Genomic DNA, 16581 nt, shown 5'->3' on the forward strand with positions numbered 1-16581 from the left:
GCGGGCGGCGCGGCGGGGTGCCGCGCCGGACCACGCCGTCCGTCGGTCCCGAGTGGAGCAGACGCCTCGGAGGTGCCGTCCTCCGCCGCGCCGTGCGCGCGGCCCGCCGGGTCAGCGGATGCCGTGCCGCTGCAGCCAGAGCTCCAGCAGCCCGGCCTGCCACAGCTGGTTGGCGCCCAGCGTCGTGCGGTGGCCGTTCGGGTCGGCGAGCAGCTGCTCCACGTAGTCGGCGCGGAACAGGCCGCGCTCCCGGGCCTCGGGTGCGTGCAGCGCCGCGCGCACCGTCTCCAGGTAGTCGCCGTGCAGGTCGGTGATCGCCGGCACCGGGAAGTAGCCCTTCGGCCGGTCGATCACGTCGGCGGGGATGACCCTGCGAGCGGCGTCCTTGAGCACGCCCTTGCCGCCGTGGGCGAGCTTGAGCTCCGGCGGGACGGCGGCGGCGAGCTCCACGAACTCGTGGTCCAGGAACGGCACGCGGGCCTCCAGGCCCCAGGCCATCGTCATGTTGTCCACCCGCTTGACCGGGTCGTCGACCAGCATGATCGTCGAGTCCAGGCGCAGCGCCTTGTCCAGCGTCGTCTCCGCCCCGGGCCGGGCGAAGTGCTCGGCGATCAGCGCCCGGCTGACGTCGTCGGTCACCATCCAGCGGTCGGCGAGCTGGGTGGCCAGCTCGGCGTGCGACCGGTCGACGAAGACCCGCGCGTAGGCGTCGACGGCCTGCTCGGCCGGGACGCCCTGCAGCGGCGGGTACCAGTCGTAGCCGGCGAGCACCTCGTCGGCGCCCTGGCCGCTCTGCACCACCTTGACGTGCTGGCTGACCTGCTGGGAGAGCAGGTAGAAGGCGACCGCGTCGTGGCTGACCTGCGGCTCGCTCATCGCCGCGACCGCGCCGTCGAGGCCGGCGTGCACGTCGGCGCTGGGCACCATCAGCCGGTGGTGGTCGGTGCCGAAGGTCTCGGCGACGACGTCGGAGTAGGCGAACTCGTCCCCGGACCGCTCGCCCACGGCCTCGAAGCCGATGGAGAACGTGGCCAGGCCCTTCTGCCCCTCCTCGGCGAGCAGGCCGACGACGAGGCTGGAGTCGATGCCGCCGGACAGCAGCACGCCCACCGGGACGTCGGCGACCATCCGCCGGCGCACCGCCACGCGCAGCTGCTCCAGCACGCGCTCCTGCCACTCCCCGGCGTCCAGACCGGCGAACTCGGCCCGCCGCTCGTGCACCGGGCGCCAGTACTCCCAGTCGGACTCCCGGCCGTCGGGCTCGTAGGTGCGCACCGTGGCCGGCGGCAGCTTGCCCACCCCGGCCAGGATCGTGCGCGGCGCCGGGACGACGGCGTGGAAGGACATGTAGTGGTGCAGGGCGACCGGGTCGATGCTGGTGTCCACCCCGCCGGCGCGCACCAGCGCGGGCAGCGAGGAGGCGAAGCGCAGCCGCCCGGGCCCGCGGCTGAGGTACAGCGGCTTGATGCCGAACCGGTCACGGGCCAGCACCACCCGGCCGGACTCCCGCTCGACGACGGCGAACGCGAACATCCCCAGGAAGCGCTCGACGCAGGCCGCACCCCACCGGTGGTAGGCCTTGAGCACCACCTCGGTGTCGGAGGTGGAGAAGAACCGGTAGCCGGCGCCCTGCAGCTCGGCGCGCAGCTCCTTGTAGTTGTAGATGATCCCGTTGAAGACCATCGTCAGCCCGAGCTCCGCGTCGACCATCGGCTGCGCGCCCGCGTCGGTCAGGTCGATGATCTTCAGCCGCCGGTGCCCGAGCGCCACCGGCCCGGCCTGCCACCCGCCCGAGCCGTCGGGCCCCCGTCGCTGCAGCTGGTCGCACATGGCGCTGACCGCCGCCATGTCGGCGATGCCTCCGTCGAACCGGACCTCACCCGAGATGCCGCACACGTGTGCCCCTCCCCTGTCCTGTGGTGCGGCGCCGCGCTGCGCCGGCTCGCTGTCCCGCCGTCCCCGCGGCTCGTGGCCGGGCGGGTCCGCAGGCTGCCGAGGTGACCATTCTGGTCGCTGCGGCGGGACGCGGCGACCGGGCCTCCCGGTGAGCGAGAGGACGCCCCGGCCCTCGTTGTCGAGCCGACGCGCCGTACCGGGCGTGTCGGCGGCGCGGGCCCGCGGCTGCGCCGTTAGCGTTGCCCCGGTCTGCGAACCGCGCCGAACCCCGCGCCGAACCCTCCGCGCCGGACTCCCCTGGAGGTCGCTCCCATGCGCTCACTGCGCCTCGTGGCGCTCTCCGAGGACGGCACGCACCTGGTGCTCGCCGCGGACGCGCCCGACTCGACGGACGGCGAGCGCTTCGAGCTGCCCGTGGACGACCGGTTGCGGCAGGCGCTCCGCGTGGAGGCCCCGCGCCCGGCCCCGGCCGAGGTGGCCGACGACCTGCCCCCGCGGGTCATCCAGGCCCGGATCCGGGGCGGCGAGACCCCCGAGCAGGTGGCGCACGCCTCCGGCACCCGGGTCGAGCGGATCATGCGCTTCGCCCACCCGGTGCTGCAGGAGCGCGCCCGGGTCGCCGAGCAGGCCCGCAGCGCCCGGGTGCGGCTGTCCGAGGGCACGCCCAGCGTGCCCCTGGAGCAGTTCCTGACCGAGCGGCTGCGGCTGCTCGGCGCCGACCTCGAGGCCGTCAGCTGGGACGCCCACCGCACGGAGGACGGCACCTGGCAGGTCCAGGCCGACTGGCAGGCCGGCGCGAAGTCCGGCAGCACCCGCTGGACCCACGACATCCCGGCCCGCACGGTGACGCCGGTCGACGCCACCACGATGGACTTCGCCGAGGGCACCCGGCTGGTCCGGGTCGTCCCGGACGTCCCGGCCGGCCCGCCCGCCGCACCGGTCTCCCGACGGGGCATCTCCGTGGTCCCCGGCTCCGCGGCCCCCGGCTCCGACGCCGCGGGTGCGGCGCAGCCCGACGCCGCCCCGGCCGACGAGGACGAGCAGGGACCGGACGCCGAGGCACGGGACGACGCGGTGCCCGGTGACGAGACGAGCCACGACGCGGCACGGGACGACGAGGCACGGGACGCCGTCCCCGCCGACGGCGACCCGGTCGACGACGTCCCGGTCGAGGGCCCCGCCGGCGGGCCCCCGCGCCGCAGCGCCTACGACGACGTCGACCCCGACAGCCAGGACACCGCGGTGCTGGGCTCGCTGCTCGACGGCGAGGCCGAGGACCCGCGGGCCCGCATCCCGGCCTGGGAGGACATCGTCTTCGGGGTCCGCCGCAACCGCTGAGCCCGACAGCGGCGCCTCGCATCGTCATCCTGTCGGTCTTCCTTGACTCCTCGTTCGAGTGAGATCACACAGCGTCGCTGGCCATTCACGCTGCGCTCCAACGACTGTTCCTCCCGTAACGCGACACCTACGGACAGGACAGCGTGCATGGACACAGGCCCACAGCTCTCGGGTGCATGGCGGCGGCGAGCCGCCCGCGGCGCCGCGCTGACGGTGGCATCGGCCACCGTGATCGGGATGACCGGAGCTCCCCCCGCCGCCGCGGACACCGGTGCACTGGTGCCGGTCATCGTCGAGGGGGCCGCAGATGCCACCGCGGCCGAGGTCGTGCGCCTCGGCGGCGTGGTCGACCAGCAGCTCGGCGTCATCGGCGGGCTGCGGGCCCGGGTGCCGGCGGCACGGCTGGCGACGCTCGCAGCCGTGGACGGCGTGCGGGCCGTCACCCCGGACGGGGAGCTGGTCTCGCTGGACCAGGAGTGGGGCGACGACGACACCCACGAGGACGAGCAGGCGTCGTCGGCCACCGGCAGGTGGGAGGCCGACCACGACCTGGGTTCCACGCACAGCATCGCCAAGGCCACCGGCGCGGAGAACGTCTGGAGCCAGAACGACCCGGACAACGGCAGGCAGAAGCTCACCGGCCACGGGGTGGGCATCGCCCTCATCGACACCGGGGTGACCCCGGTGCCCGGCCTGGACGGAGCCGGCAAGGTCGTCAACGGGCCGGACCTGTCGCTGGACTCGCAGGCCGAGAACACCCGGTACCTCGACGGCTACGGGCACGGCACCCACATGGCCGGCATCATCGCCGGCCGGGACGCGGCGATGCCGGTCGGCGCCGAGAACGACAAGCAGTACTTCGTCGGGATGGCACCCGACGCGCGGATCGTCAACGTCAAGGCCGGCGCGGCCGACGGTGCGGTCGACGTCTCCCAGGTGATCGCCGGGATCGACTGGGTGGTCACCAACCGGGCCAGCCACGACATCCGGGTGCTCAACCTGTCCTACGGGACCGAGTCGACGCAGTCGGCGCTCCTGGACCCGCTGGCCCACGCGGTGGAGAACGCCTGGCGGGCCGGCATCGTGGTCGTGGTCGCCGCCGGGAACGACGGGGAGAGCGGCCCGCAGCCGTTGACCATGCCGGCGATCGACCCGTACGTCATCGCAGTCGGGTCCAGCGACCACCGCGGCAGCGACAACCGCGACCAGCACGTGGTCGGCGCCTGGACGAACTCCGGCACCGACGCACGCCGGCCCGACGTGCTCGCCCCGGGCAAGTCGGTGGTCAGCCTGCGCGTCCCGGGCTCCTCCGCCGACGTCGGCCACCCCGAGGGCCTGGTCACCGGCGACGCCGCCGGCCGCCTGTTCCGGGGCAGCGGCACCTCGCAGTCGGCAGCGGTGGTCTCCGGCGCCGCGGCCCTGCTGCTGCAGCAGGACCCCGGGCTGACCCCCGACCAGGTCAAGGGCGTGCTCCGGGCCAACGCCGATCGGCTGCGCGCCGACGGCAGCCCCGTGCAGGGCGCCGGCGTCCTGGACGTCAAGGGCGCGATGGAGCAGGTGAAGGACGGCCGGGTGCCGAGCTACGCCCAGCAGCACCCGCGTTCCACGGGCACGGGTTCGCTCGACGCCGCGCGCGGCGGCGGCTTCATCGCCGACCCGGACGCCGGGATCCCGCTGACCGGGGAGCGTGACATCTTCGGCCTCCCCTGGCACGCCGCGACCTGGGCCGCGGACTCCTCGGCAGGGACGGCGTGGTCCGGGGGCACCTGGCGCGGCACGGCCTGGGCCGGCGACACCTGGGTCGACGGCGCCTGGCCGGCCGTCCCGTGGACGCAGGCGTCCTGGACCGGCATCGCGTGGTCGGACCGGGAGTGGTCCCGCATGCGCTGGCGGGCCGACGAGTGGTCCCGGATGCGCTGGCGTGACGACGACTGGTCCCGGATGCGCTGGCGGTCCGACCACTGGTCCGCGAGCGGCTGGGGGGTCGCCGAGGCCCGGTGATCCCACCGGCACGGCTGCGGAGGGCGTGGGGGTCTGCCGACTCCCACGCCCTCCACGCATCTCATCCCTTCCTCACCCCCGGGCACCGCATCGCTCAAGTCGGCCCGGGCGGGAGCCGATGACCGGCGCAGGACCGGACCTGGCGGAGAGGGAGGTGGGCACGTGCCCGGACAGGAACGCTGGCGGGACGTGGCGGTCGCCCTGCTGTGCGCGGCGCTCGCCGCCGGGGCGATCGCGCTCGTCACCGGCCCGCTGCAGGACGAGTCGGTCGCCGTCCCCACCTTCGAGGTGCCGTGGTGGGCGCTCATGCCGCTGTTCACCGCCACCGAGCTGCTCGTCGTGCACCTCCAGATCCGGCGCGAGTCGATCTCGATCTCCTTCGCCGAGATCCCGCTCGTCCTGGGCCTGGCCTTCTGCGACCCCCAGGGGTACGTGCTGGCCAGCGTCCTCGGCTCGGCCGCCGGCCTGCTGTGGCACCGTCGGCTGGGCCTGGAGCTGCCGTTCAACCTCTCGCTGTTCGCCCTCGAGGCAGCCCTGGCGCAGACCCTCTTCCACGCGCTCCTCGCCGACGGGAACCCGACCGGCACCACGGGGATCGTCGCCGCGCTGGTGACGATCGTGGCCGCCCACGCGGTCAGTGCGATGGCGCTGACCGCGGTCATCTTCCTCACCTCCGGCCGGTTCGACGGTGGCGTGCTCACCGAGGCCGTGACGTCGGCCCTGTTCGCCGCGCTCGCCAACAGCAGCGTCGGCCTGCTGGTCGTCGTCCTGCTGGTGACCCGGCCCGGGGCCCTGGTCCTGGTGCTCGCCGTCGTCGCCACGCTGGCACTGGCCTACCGCGGCTACTCCGGGCTCAGCCGCGGCCATGCCCGGCTCGAGTCGCTCTACCGCTTCACCGACGGCCTCGGCGACGCCGTCCGCACCGACGCCGTCGTCGAGGCGGTGCTGGGACAGGCCCGCGACGTCCTCGGGGCAGAGACCGCCGAGATCGTCGTGCTGCCCGGTGGACCGGCGCCGGCGATGCACCTGCGGCTGGGCAGCGGCGAGGTCGACCGCCTGGACCCCGGTGACCTGCCGGGCTGGTGGGCGGCCGCCGTCGAGGGCACCCCCGTGCTGCGCCGCCGGGGGACGGAGGACCCGACCGGTCCCCGCGACGGCCTGGCCGCACCGCTGCGGGTCGACGACGCCGTCGTCGGCGTGCTGCTGGTCACCGACCGCCCGCACCACCTGGACACCTTCAGCGACACCGACCTCCGGCTGTTCACCTCCCTGGCCAACCACGCCGGTCTCTCGCTGCACAAGGCGCAGTTGGTCGACCAGCTGGCCACGGAGGCCGCCGCCCAGGAGCACCGGTCGCTGCACGACCCGCTCACCGGCCTGCCCAACCGCCGCAAGTTCCTGCAGCTGCTCGGCGCCCGGCTGGCCGACCACCCGCAGACCGCTGTGGTGATGCTCGACGTCGACGGTTTCAAGGACGTCAACGACGCCCTGGGGCACCCCACCGGGGACCTCCTGCTGGTGGAGGTGGGCCGGCGGCTGGCCCAGCGGCTCGGGACGGAGGCGGTGGCCCGCCTCGGCAACGACGAGTTCGCGGTCCTGCTCCCCGCCGGCACGGGGGCCGCCGGCGCGCCCGCGCTGACCAGCGCCCTCATCGCCGCGCTGTCGGTGCCGTTCCCCTTCGACGGGGTGGACGTCGACGTGCGGCTCAGCGCCGGTCTGGCGCAGGCCCCTGACCACGGCGACGACGCCGCCACCCTGCTGCAGCACGCCGACACCGCCCTCTACGCCGCCAAGCAGACGGGCCAGACCCTCTCGGCCTACGACCCGGCCACCGACGGCGCCAGCGCGCGGCTGCGCATGACCGGTGATCTGCGGGACGCGATCGCGGCCGGGCTCCTGGAGGTGCACTACCAGCCCAAGGTGGACCCGGTCACCGGTGACCCGCTGGGTGCGGAGGCCCTGGTGCGGTGGGAGCACCCGGCGCACGGCCGGGTGAGCCCGGAGGAGTTCGTCCCCCTCGCCGAGCACACCGGCCTGATCCGCCCGCTGACCGCGCTGGTGCTCGACGCCGCCCTGACCGCGTGCGCCGGCTGGCGCCACCTCGGGCACGACCTCGGCGTGGCGGTCAACCTGTCCGCCCGCAGCCTCACCGACCCGGGCCTGCCCGCCCAGGTGCGCGCTGCCCTGACCGCCGCGGGGCTGCCCCCCGACGTGCTCACCCTCGAGATCACCGAGACGGCGGTGATGAGCGACCTCCGCCGGTCCTCCGGTGTGCTGCGGGAGCTGCGCGGCCTGGGCGTCCGGCTGTCCGTGGACGACTTCGGCACCGGGCAGTCCTCGCTGGCGTACCTGAAACAGCTGCCGGTGCACGAGGTCAAGATCGACAAGTCCTTCGTCATGGGGATGGCCGACGACCGCGCGGACGCCGCCATCGTCCGGGCCACCATCGACCTCGGGCACGCGCTCGGGCTGCGGGTGGTGGCCGAGGGCGTCGAGGACCTGACCACCCAGTCGCTGCTCGCCGGCTGGGGCTGCGACCTGGTGCAGGGCTACCACGTCAGCCGCCCGGTGCCTGCACCCGCGCTGAGCCAGTGGCTGGCCGCACGCTCCACGTCCCTGGCGTCCCATGCGGTCCCCATCGCCTGACGCCGTCGACCCGGGTCGCCGGAAAATGGCTCTCGGGACGTCGGTCCCCCGGCATAGCCTGACCCGGCCATGACCGAGACCGCCGCCCCTCCCGACGACTCCCGGGGCCGGCTCTCCGCGCTGGCCCGGCTGCTGCCCTTCGCCCGCCCCTACCGCGGGCTGATCGCGCTGACCTTCACCGGCGCCCTGCTCGCCACCCTCGCCCAGCTGGCCGTCCCGCTGCTCACGCCGGCCATCGTGGAGGGGCCGATCGCCAGCGGTGACCGCGGCGCGCTGGTGCCGCTGCTCGGGCTGGCGCTGCTGTTCGGCGTCGCCGAGGCGGCCCTGTTCTTCCTGCGCCGCTGGGCGATGAACATCAGCAGCCTGCAGCTCGAACGCGACCTCCGCGACACCCTGTACCAGCGGCTGCAGCGACTGCCGGTCGCCTTCCACGACCACTGGTCCTCCGGTCAGCTGCTCTCCCGCGCGACCTCCGACGTCTCCACCATCCGGCGCTTCATCGGCTTCGGCGCCGTCTTCCTGGTCGTCAACCTGCTCACCTGCGTCGTCGTCGGCGTGCTGCTGGTCCTCACCTGGTGGCCGCTGGGCATCGCGGTGCTGGCCACGACCCTGCCGCTGGTGTTCTTCGGGATGCGGCTGGAGAAGCAGTACAACGTCGAGTCCCGGCTGATCCAGGACGAGCAGGGCGAGCTGGCCACCGACGTGGAGGAGGCCGTCCAGGGCATCCGGGTGGTCAAGTCCCTCGGCCGCAGCCGGATGGTGTTCGGCCGCTACGACCGCAAGGCCCTGCGGCTGCGCGACCTGGAGCTGGGCAGGGTCCGCACCCTGGCGCTGATCTGGTGCCTGTTCGAGTTCCAGCCGCAGATCACCCTGGCGGTGATCCTGGTCGGCGGCGCGCTGGCGGTCAGCAGCGGCGCCCTGACCGTCGGCGGGCTGATCGGGTTCGTCGCGCTGTTCACCGTGCTGCTGTGGCCGATCCTGTCGCTGGGCTTCCTGCTCGCCCAGGCGCAGGAGACGGCCAGCGCCTGCGACCGGATCGGCGAGCTGCTCGACGCCCCGCTGACCGTCCGGGACTCCCCCGGCGCCCGGCCCGCCGCGGTGGCCACGCCGGCCCGGCTGCGCTTCGAGCACGTCGGCTTCCGCTTCCCCGGCGCCGGCGGGCCGGTGCTCACCGACGTCGACCTCGAGGTGGAGCCCGGCGAGACGATGGCGCTGGTCGGCGCCACCGGGTCGGGCAAGACGACGATGACCGCCCTGGTCGCCCGGCTCTACGACGTCACCGGCGGGCGGGTCACCCTCGACGGGCACGACGTCCGTGACCTCCCGCTCGCCCAGCTGCGCACCGTGGTGGCCACGGCGTTCGAGGAGGCGACGCTGTTCTCGATGAGCGTCCGGGAGAACGTCACGCTGGGCCGCCCGGACGCCGGGGACGACGAGGTGGCCGAGGCGCTGCGGGTGGCCCAGGCCGACTTCGTGCACGACCTGCCCTGGGGCCTGGACACCCGGGTCGGTGAGCAGGGCCTGTCGCTGTCCGGTGGCCAACGGCAGCGACTGGCGCTGGCCCGGGCGGTCCTCGGCCGGCCGTCGGTGCTGGTGCTCGACGACCCGCTGTCCGCCCTCGACGTGCACACCGAGGCCCTCGTCGAGCGAGCGCTGCGGGACGTGCTCGCCGAGACGACGGCGCTGGTGGTCGCCCACCGGGCCTCCACGGTGCTGCTCGCCGACCGGGTGGCGCTGCTGGAGGACGGCCGGATCACCGCCGTCGGGCGGCACACCGACCTGCTCGCGCAGGTGCCCGCCTACCGGGCGCTGCTCTCCTCGGAGTCCGGCCTCGCCGGCTCCCTGGACGCCGGCCGGGCCGGCACCGACCTGAGCGGGGTGGGCTGCCCGTGACCACCCCCGGCACCGGCACGGCCGTGACCACCACCGCCGGCGCACCGGCCGACGCGCACGCCGACTGGCGGGGCGTGGCCGGCGAGGACGCCGACGACCTGGACACCTCCGCCAGCTCCTTCCTCCGCGGCCGCTCCCGGCGGCTGCTCGGCGAGCTGCTGCGGCCCCATCGCCGGGTGCTGTGGCAGCTGCTGGCCGTGATCGTCGTGCAGAACCTGGCCTGGCTGGCCGGCCCGCTGCTGATCGGGATCGGCATCGACGTCGCCGTCCCGGCACTGCTCGACGGCGACCCCTGGCCGCTGGTCTGGATCACCGCGGCCATGGTCGCCGCGGCGGTGCTGGACGCCGTGCTGCGCTACCGCTTCCTCATCGGCTCCGGCCGGGTCGGCCAGGCGGTGCTGCTCACCCTGCGCCGGCGGGTGTTCACCCACGTCCAGTCCCTGCCGCTGTCCTTCCACGAGCGGTACACGTCGGGCAAGACGATCAGCCGGCTGACCAGCGACGTCGAGGCGCTGGCCGAGCTGCTCGACGAGGGGCTCGACGGGCTGCTCACCGCGCTGTTCAGCGTCGTCTCGATCGGCGCGCTGATGCTGGTGCTCGACCTGCCGCTGGGCCTGGTCGCGCTGCTCGGCCTGCCGGCGCTCTACCTCGTCGGCCGCTGGTTCCAGCGCAGCTCGACGGTGGCCTACCGGCGCACCCGGCAGACCATCGCCGCGCTGATCGTGCAGTTCACCGAGACCTTCGGCGGCATCCGCGCGGTGCAGGCGTTCCGCCGGGAGCCGCGCAACGACCGCCTGCACGCCGAGCTGAACGAGGCCAACCGCCAGGCGCACCACCACGCCTTCTGGCTGATCGCCGTCTTCGTGCCGAGCGTGACCATGATCGGCAACCTGGTGACCGTCGCGGTGCTCGGCTACGGCGCACTGCGGGTGATGGACGGCGACCTCGCGGTCGGCTTCCTGCTGTCGTTCCTGGTCTACCTGCGCCGCTTCTTCGACCCGCTGCAGGACATCGCGATGTTCTACAACAGCTACCAGTCGGCGAGTGCGGCGCTGGAGAAGCTGTCCGGCGTCCTGGAGGAGCGCTCCAGCGTGCCCGAGCCGGCCGATCCCCTGCCGCTGCCCTCCCCGCCCGCCGGCGAGGTGGTCTTCGACGGCGTCCGCTTCGGCTACGGCGACGCGACCGTGCTCCCGCACCTGGACATGAGGATCCCGGCGGGGCAGACGGTCGCGCTCGTGGGGGCGACCGGCGCGGGCAAGTCCACCCTGGCCCGGCTGGCCGCCCGGTTCTACGACCCGGTCGACGGTCAGGTGCGGCTGGACGGCGTCCCGCTGGACCGGCTCGCCGACGCCGACCTGCGCCGGGCGGTGGTGATGGTGACCCAGGAGAGCTTCCTGTTCTCCGGGTCGATCGCCGACAACATCTCCTTCGGCAAGCCGGACGCCGCCCGGGCCGAGATCGAGGCGGCGGCCCGGGCGATCGGCGCCGACACCTTCATCCGGGCGCTGCCGGAGGGCTACGACACCGACGTCGCCAAGCGGGGCGGGCGGCTGTCGGCCGGGCAGCGCCAGCTGGTCAGCTTCGCCCGGGCGTTCCTCGCCGACCCCGCGGTGCTGGTGCTCGACGAGGCCACCAGCTCCCTCGACGTGCCCAGCGAGGTGCTGGTGCAGCGGGCGCTGCAGACGCTGCTGGCCGACCGGACGGCGCTGATCATCGCCCACCGGCTCTCCACGGTGGAGATCGCCGACCGGGTGCTGGTCATGGAGGCCGGCCGGGTCGTCGAGGACGGCTCGCCCGCCGAGCTGGTCGGCGGCACCGGCCGGTTCGCCGACCTGCACCGCGCCTGGGCCGACTCGCTCGTGTGAAGGAGGGCCTCCTGCCCTCGCGAGCTCGGGCGGGGCAGGAGGGACGTGGAACAGCGTGTCCGTGAAGATCGTTCCGGGTAGTGAGTCGGTCGTCGTCCTGCGGGATGCGAGGGGTGGCCGGAACGTCCGGTCTCCGCCAGCAGGCCGGCGCGGAACGGAGACAGACATGTCAGCTTCGGTGTCCATGCCGCTCGGCGGCGTCCAGGTGGGGTCCTACGACGACTACCAGCAGGCCCAGAAGGCGGTGGACTTCCTCTCCGACGAGAAGTTCCCGGTGGAGAACGTGACGATCATCGGCACCGACCTGCGGATGGTCGAGCGGGTCACCGGCCGGCTCAGCTGGGGCCGGGCGATCGCCGCCGGCGCGGCCAGCGGCGCGTGGTTCGGGCTCTTCGTGGGCCTCCTGCTGGGCATCTTCGCCGCCGACGGCGGCGGCTGGGTCGGCTCGGTGCTCAGCGGTCTGCTGATCGGGCTGGTGTTCGGTGCGGTCTTCGGCGCGGTCGGCTACTCGACCAGCCGCGGGCAGCGCGACTTCACCAGCACCAGCAAGGTCGTGGCCAGCCGCTACGACGTGATGTGCGCCCCGCAGCACGCCGAGCAGGCGCGCGCCGAGCTCGCCAAGCTCTCCCTGCGCGGCTGATCGGCCCTCCCCCCTCAGCAGTGACTGGCCCCCGGGACCAGCGTTGGTGCCGGAGGACAGCCGGTGATCAGGTGAGGTGGGTTCAGGTGGTCGTTGCATCACCGGTTGGTTGAGGTGGTGAGAGTAGGTCGTTTAGGGCTTCGGCGGGGGTGCGCCAGCCGAGGGTCTGGCGGGGTCGTCCGTTGAGTTCGGCGGCGACCATCGCCAGGTCGGTGGGGGTGTGCGCGGTGAGGTCGGTGCCTTTGGGGAAGTACTGGCGGAGCAGTCCGTTGGTGTTCTCGTTGCTGCCGCGCTGCCAGGGTGAGTGCGGGTCGCAGAAGTAGATGGGCAGGTCCGCGGCGAGGGTGATGTCGGCGTGCCGGCGCATTTCCAGGCCTTGGTCCCAGGTCAGGGACAGTCGCAGGTGCTTGGGCAGTTGCCCGATGCCGGCGATGATGGCTTCTTGCAGGGCCAGTGGGTCGGGCTTGGTCCCGGGCAGGTGCAGCAGGATGCAGAACCGGGTGGTGCGCTCCACCAGGGTGCCGATGTAGGACTTGTTGGCCTTGCCGGCGATCAGGTCGCCTTCCCAGTGCCCGGGGACGGCGCGGTCGGCGGCCTCGGCGGGGCGTTCACTGATCATGATCTTGCCGGGGATGCGGCGGTTGGGGTCGGATCGGCCATCGATGCGGCGGCGGGGGCGGCGGATCGCGCGCCCGGTGCGCAGGCAGGCAGCCAGTTCCCGGCGCAGCAGGCCTCGGCCCTGGACGTAGAGGGCCTGGTAGATGGCCTCGTGGGAGGGGCGCATGGCTGGTTCGTCGGGGAACTCGATGGCCAGGCGCATGGCGATCTGGCGCGGTGAGTACTTGCGCTCCAGATCGGCCTGCACCCGTTCCCGCAGCGGCTCATGGGCCAGCTTGAACGGCTTGGGGCGGGCACCGCGGGTCTCGGCGTCGACCTGGGCCTGGACTGCCCGGTAGGGCCGGTCGGGATGGGCCTGGGCCCACAGGCCCAGCTCGCGGCTGACCGTCGTGGCCGCACGCCCCAGCTGACGGGCGATCTGCCGGGCGGACTGGCCAGCAGCCAGCCCGACCGCGATCTCCTCCCGCTCGCTCAGCGACAGGAACCGGCCCGAAGGCTCGGTGATCTCCAGCGGTGGCACCCCACCAGCTTCCCGGAACCACCGTCGACCGCGCTGCCCACCGACCCGGGATCGCCGAGCGGCTGCCTCCGTCGGCAGCCCCTCAGCGATCCCCTCCCAGAACACCCGCTGATTTGCCCTCGTCACGGCCATCGACAGCACCCCTCAACTGGGGTGATGCAACGACCCCCTGACACCGAGTGACCTGATCACCGCTGGACGGGCCGGTCAGCGCAGTGTGGCGAAGGCAACCGCCGCGGCGGCGGCCACCCCGAGGGAGTCGACGCCGGGGCGCATCGGGATCCGGGCGCGCACCCGGGCGGCGGTCTTCGCCGCATCGGTGAGCCCCGGGCCCTCGGCGCCGAGCAGGACGGCGGTGCGCGGGTGGGCGGCGAGGTCGACGTCGCCCAGGTCGACGGCGTCGGCCGCCGGGGTCAGCGCCACCGTGAGGTAGCCGGCGTCGTGCAGCCGGTCCAGGTCGGTCGGCCAGCTGCCCAGCACCGCGATCGGCAGCGACAGCACGTGCCCCATCGACACCCGCACGCACCGCCGGTACAGCGGGTCCGCGCAGGTGGGGTCCAGCAGCAGGCCGTCGACCCCGAGGGCCATCGCCGACCGGGCGATCGACCCGATGTTCTCGTGGTCGTTGAGCCCCTCCAGCACGGCCAGCCGGCGCGGCGCGGCCGGATCGGGGCCGGTCAGCAGCTCGTCCAGGTCCGGCGGCGGGAGCCGGTCGGCGGAGGCGAGCACGCCCCGGGTCAGCCGGAACCCGATGACGTCGGAGAGCACCCACCGATCGGCCTCGTAGGCCGGCACGTCCTCGGGCAGCTGCAGGTCGGCCACCCGGCCGGGGATGCCGAAGACGCTGCGCACCGGGTACGGCGAGGCGAGCAGCCGCTGGACCGCCGGCACACCCTCCACGATCACCGGCCCGGTGCCGCGTTCGGTCCCGGGCCTGCGGTCGCCGGCGACCAGGTCGCGGAAGTCGGCGACCCGGTCGTCGGCCGGGTCGGTGATCAGCACAGGGGGGACGGGCACGCCGAGGATCATCCCCGACGCGCACGATCCGGTGGCCGCCAGCAGGATCGACCGGGTGAGCAACGCGGACACCACCCTCGTCATCGGCGGCGGCATCGCCGGCATCGCCTGCGCCCGGGCCCTGGCCGACCGGGGGCTGCCGGTGCAGGTCCGGGACCGGGGGCGCCGGCTCGGCGGCCGGATGGGCGGCCGCACCCTGCACGGCCGCCCCGTCGACCTGGGCGCCTCCTACTTCACCGTCGGCGAGGACGACGGGTTCGCCGCGGTCGTCGCCGGGTGGGTGGACCGCGGCCTGGCCCGGCCGTGGACGGACACGTTCGCCGTCGCCGGCCCGGCCGGCATCGAGCGGACGACGTCCGGGCCGCTGCGGTACGGCACCGCCGGCGGCCTCCGCGGCCTGGTCACCGACCTGGCCGCCGGGCTGGACGTGCAGCGGGAGCGGCCGGTCACCCGCGTCGGCACCGGCGGGCGCCCGACGGTGGACGGCGACCCGGCCGCCGCCGTCGTCCTGGCGATGCCCGACCCCCAGGCGGCCCGGCTGCTGGACCCCGGGGCGGCGATCGCCGGGAGCCTGGCGCCCGCCGAGTGGCAGCCCACCCTCGCGGTGGCCGTCGGCTTCGCCGAGCGGGGCTGGCCGGCGGACCTGCACGGTGTCTTCGTGCACGACTCCCCGGTGCTCGACTGGGTCGCCGACGACGGGGACCGCCGCGGGGACGGCGCGCCGGTGCTGGTCGCGCACACCACGCCCGCCTTCGCCGCCGCGCACCTCGAGGACCCGGACCGCGCGGCGCCCGCGGTCGTCGCCGCGCTGCGCGGCGTGCTGGGCGTGGCCGGTGAGCCGGAGTGGACGCACGTGCACCGCTGGACGTACGCCAAGCCGGCCGCCCCGCGCGAGGAGCCGTTCGCACTGGCCGACGGGGTCGGGCTGTGCGGCGACGGCTGGGCGGCGCCGTCGAGGGTGGCGAGCGCCTGGCGGTCCGGCGACGCGCTGGGCACCGCACTGGTGGCCGCAGCCGGCTGACCTGTCCCCCGACACCCGGACAGGAGCACACCCGTGCCCGGGGGGTTCAGCCCCCCGCCCGGACCGGCCCAGGCCGGCGTCGAGCTCGAGCGGTCGAACGGCTCACGGCCGGCCGCGCTGGCGCGGGGCGTCGGCGTCCCGGCGCTCGTCGCCACCCTGATCGGGCTGGCCTTCGTGATGGTCTTCCTCGACGCCTTCCACGCCGCGGTGCCGCACGACCTCCCGGTGGCCGTCGTCGGCAGCACCCAGCAGGTCGAGTCGGTGGCCACCGCCCTCGAGCAGCAGGACCCGGGAGGCCTCTCCGTCCGGTCGCTCCCCGACGAGGCCGCCGCCCGGGCCGCCGTCCGGCAGGCCGACGTCTACGGCGCGCTGCTGCTCGAGGGCCCGCAGCCCCGCCTGCTGGTGGCCGGGGCGCACGGGCAGGGGGTGACCCAGACGCTCACCCAGGCCTTCGGGCCGGTCGCCGAGGGGCTGGAGGTCGTCGACCTGCGCCCCCTCGCCAGCGGCGACACCCGCGGACTGGGCATCTTCTACGGCGCGTTCGGGGTGGTGCTGGGCGGGTTCCTGTTCGGCATCACGTCCTACCAGGCGGCGCCGAAGCTCCCGCTGCGCTGGCGGGTGCTGAGCATCCTGCTGTTCGCGACGGTCTCCGGCCTGCTGGTCGCCTGGGCGGCCGGCGTGCTGTTCGACGCCGTCCCCGCCGGGTTCGGGGTCCTGGCCCTGCTGGTCGGGCTGCTCGCCCTGGCGGTGGCCGCACCCGCCGCGCTGATGCTGCGCGCGATCGGCTCCGGCGGCACCTTCGTCACCTCGCTCGGGCTGATCATCCTGGGCAACGCCACGAGCACCGGCAACCTGCCGGCGCAGTACCTGCCCCCGTGGATGCAGCCGCTGGCCGACGTCCTGCCGCCCGGGGTGGCGGTGCGTGCGCTGCGCGGTGCCGCCTACTTCGCCGACGACGGCGTCGTCCGGGCCTTGTGGGTGCTGGCACTGTGGTCGATCGTGCCCCTGCTGCTGATCGCCCTGCTCGACGCCGTGCGCCGCCGACGCGGCGCCGGCTCCTCCGGTGACTGACCTCCGGGCCCCCTCGCACGAGGGAGGGCAGCGGCCGCACGGTGCAGCCGACGCC

Annotated in this window: 11 protein-coding genes; 8 read left to right on the forward strand and 3 right to left on the reverse strand. The window is 74.6% G+C overall.

Annotation, left to right across the window (positions count from 1 at the left end):
- Positions 1–111: 111 nt before the first annotated feature.
- Positions 112–1896 (reverse strand): N-acetylglutaminylglutamine amidotransferase, encoded by a 1785-nt coding sequence (locus tag FB380_RS02365; protein ID WP_166753680.1) that lies wholly within the window; start codon positions 1894–1896, stop codon positions 112–114.
- Positions 1897–2208: 312 nt separating this feature from the next.
- Here FB380_RS02365 and sepH point away from each other — a divergent pair, with 312 nt between their 5' ends.
- From sepH to FB380_RS02395, 6 genes are all read left to right on the forward strand, one after another.
- A complete protein-coding gene (gene sepH / locus FB380_RS02370; protein WP_166753681.1) occupies positions 2209–3234 on the forward strand; it encodes a septation protein SepH in 1026 nt (341 codons plus the stop codon).
- A gap of 237 nt (positions 3235–3471) precedes the next feature.
- Positions 3472–5235: a S8 family serine peptidase gene (locus FB380_RS02375; protein WP_166753682.1), complete on the forward strand. Its 1764-nt coding sequence runs from the start codon at positions 3472–3474 to the stop codon at positions 5233–5235.
- Between the two features lie 162 nt (positions 5236–5397).
- Positions 5398–7881, forward strand: coding sequence for a putative bifunctional diguanylate cyclase/phosphodiesterase (locus tag FB380_RS02380; protein WP_166753683.1), 2484 nt, complete (start codon positions 5398–5400; stop codon positions 7879–7881).
- Positions 7882–7950: 69 nt separating this feature from the next.
- Entirely contained in the window at positions 7951–9774 is a 1824-nt protein-coding gene (locus FB380_RS02385) for an ABC transporter ATP-binding protein (protein ID WP_166753684.1), read from the forward strand.
- Entirely contained in the window at positions 9771–11639 is a 1869-nt protein-coding gene (locus FB380_RS02390) for an ABC transporter ATP-binding protein (protein WP_229682063.1), read from the forward strand. The genes FB380_RS02385 and FB380_RS02390 overlap by 4 nt, the downstream gene beginning before the upstream one ends.
- A 166-nt stretch (positions 11640–11805) precedes the next feature.
- Positions 11806–12279, forward strand: coding sequence for a YflT domain-containing protein (locus FB380_RS02395; RefSeq protein WP_229682064.1), 474 nt, complete (start codon positions 11806–11808; stop codon positions 12277–12279).
- 82 nt (positions 12280–12361) lie between these two features.
- Here the strand turns inward: FB380_RS02395 and FB380_RS02400 are convergent, their stop codons facing one another.
- Positions 12362–13549, reverse strand: coding sequence for an IS30 family transposase (locus tag FB380_RS02400; protein WP_243850108.1), 1188 nt, complete (start codon positions 13547–13549; stop codon positions 12362–12364).
- Between the two features lie 75 nt (positions 13550–13624).
- The gene (locus FB380_RS02405) at positions 13625–14434 is read right to left on the reverse strand and encodes a TrmH family RNA methyltransferase (protein WP_229682341.1); all 810 of its coding nucleotides are present in this window, start codon (positions 14432–14434) and stop codon (positions 13625–13627) included.
- A gap of 55 nt (positions 14435–14489) precedes the next feature.
- Here FB380_RS02405 and FB380_RS02410 point away from each other — a divergent pair, with 55 nt between their 5' ends.
- Positions 14490–15455: an NAD(P)/FAD-dependent oxidoreductase gene (locus FB380_RS02410; RefSeq protein WP_166753686.1), complete on the forward strand. Its 966-nt coding sequence runs from the start codon at positions 14490–14492 to the stop codon at positions 15453–15455.
- A 33-nt stretch (positions 15456–15488) separates the two neighbouring features.
- Complete coding sequence (locus tag FB380_RS02415) at positions 15489–16526, forward strand: ABC transporter permease (protein ID WP_166753687.1); 1038 nt, start codon at positions 15489–15491, stop codon at positions 16524–16526.
- Positions 16527–16581: the final 55 nt, after the last annotated feature.

The organism is Modestobacter marinus, from assembly GCF_011758655.1.
GTDB lineage: Bacteria > Actinomycetota > Actinomycetes > Mycobacteriales > Geodermatophilaceae > Modestobacter > Modestobacter marinus.

Excerpts from the sequence above, each read along its gene's own strand:
- sepH (WP_166753681.1), top strand. The coding sequence starts at position 2,209 with ATGCGCTCACTGCGCCTCGTGGCGCTCTCCGAGGACGGCACGCACCTG.
- FB380_RS02375 (WP_166753682.1), top strand. The coding sequence starts at position 3,472 with ATGACCGGAGCTCCCCCCGCCGCCGCGGACACCGGTGCACTGGTGCCG.
- FB380_RS02385 (WP_166753684.1), top strand. The coding sequence starts at position 7,951 with ATGACCGAGACCGCCGCCCCTCCCGACGACTCCCGGGGCCGGCTCTCC.
- FB380_RS02395 (WP_229682064.1), top strand. The coding sequence starts at position 11,806 with ATGTCAGCTTCGGTGTCCATGCCGCTCGGCGGCGTCCAGGTGGGGTCC.
- FB380_RS02400 (WP_243850108.1), bottom strand. The coding sequence starts at position 13,549 with ATGGCCGTGACGAGGGCAAATCAGCGGGTGTTCTGGGAGGGGATCGCT.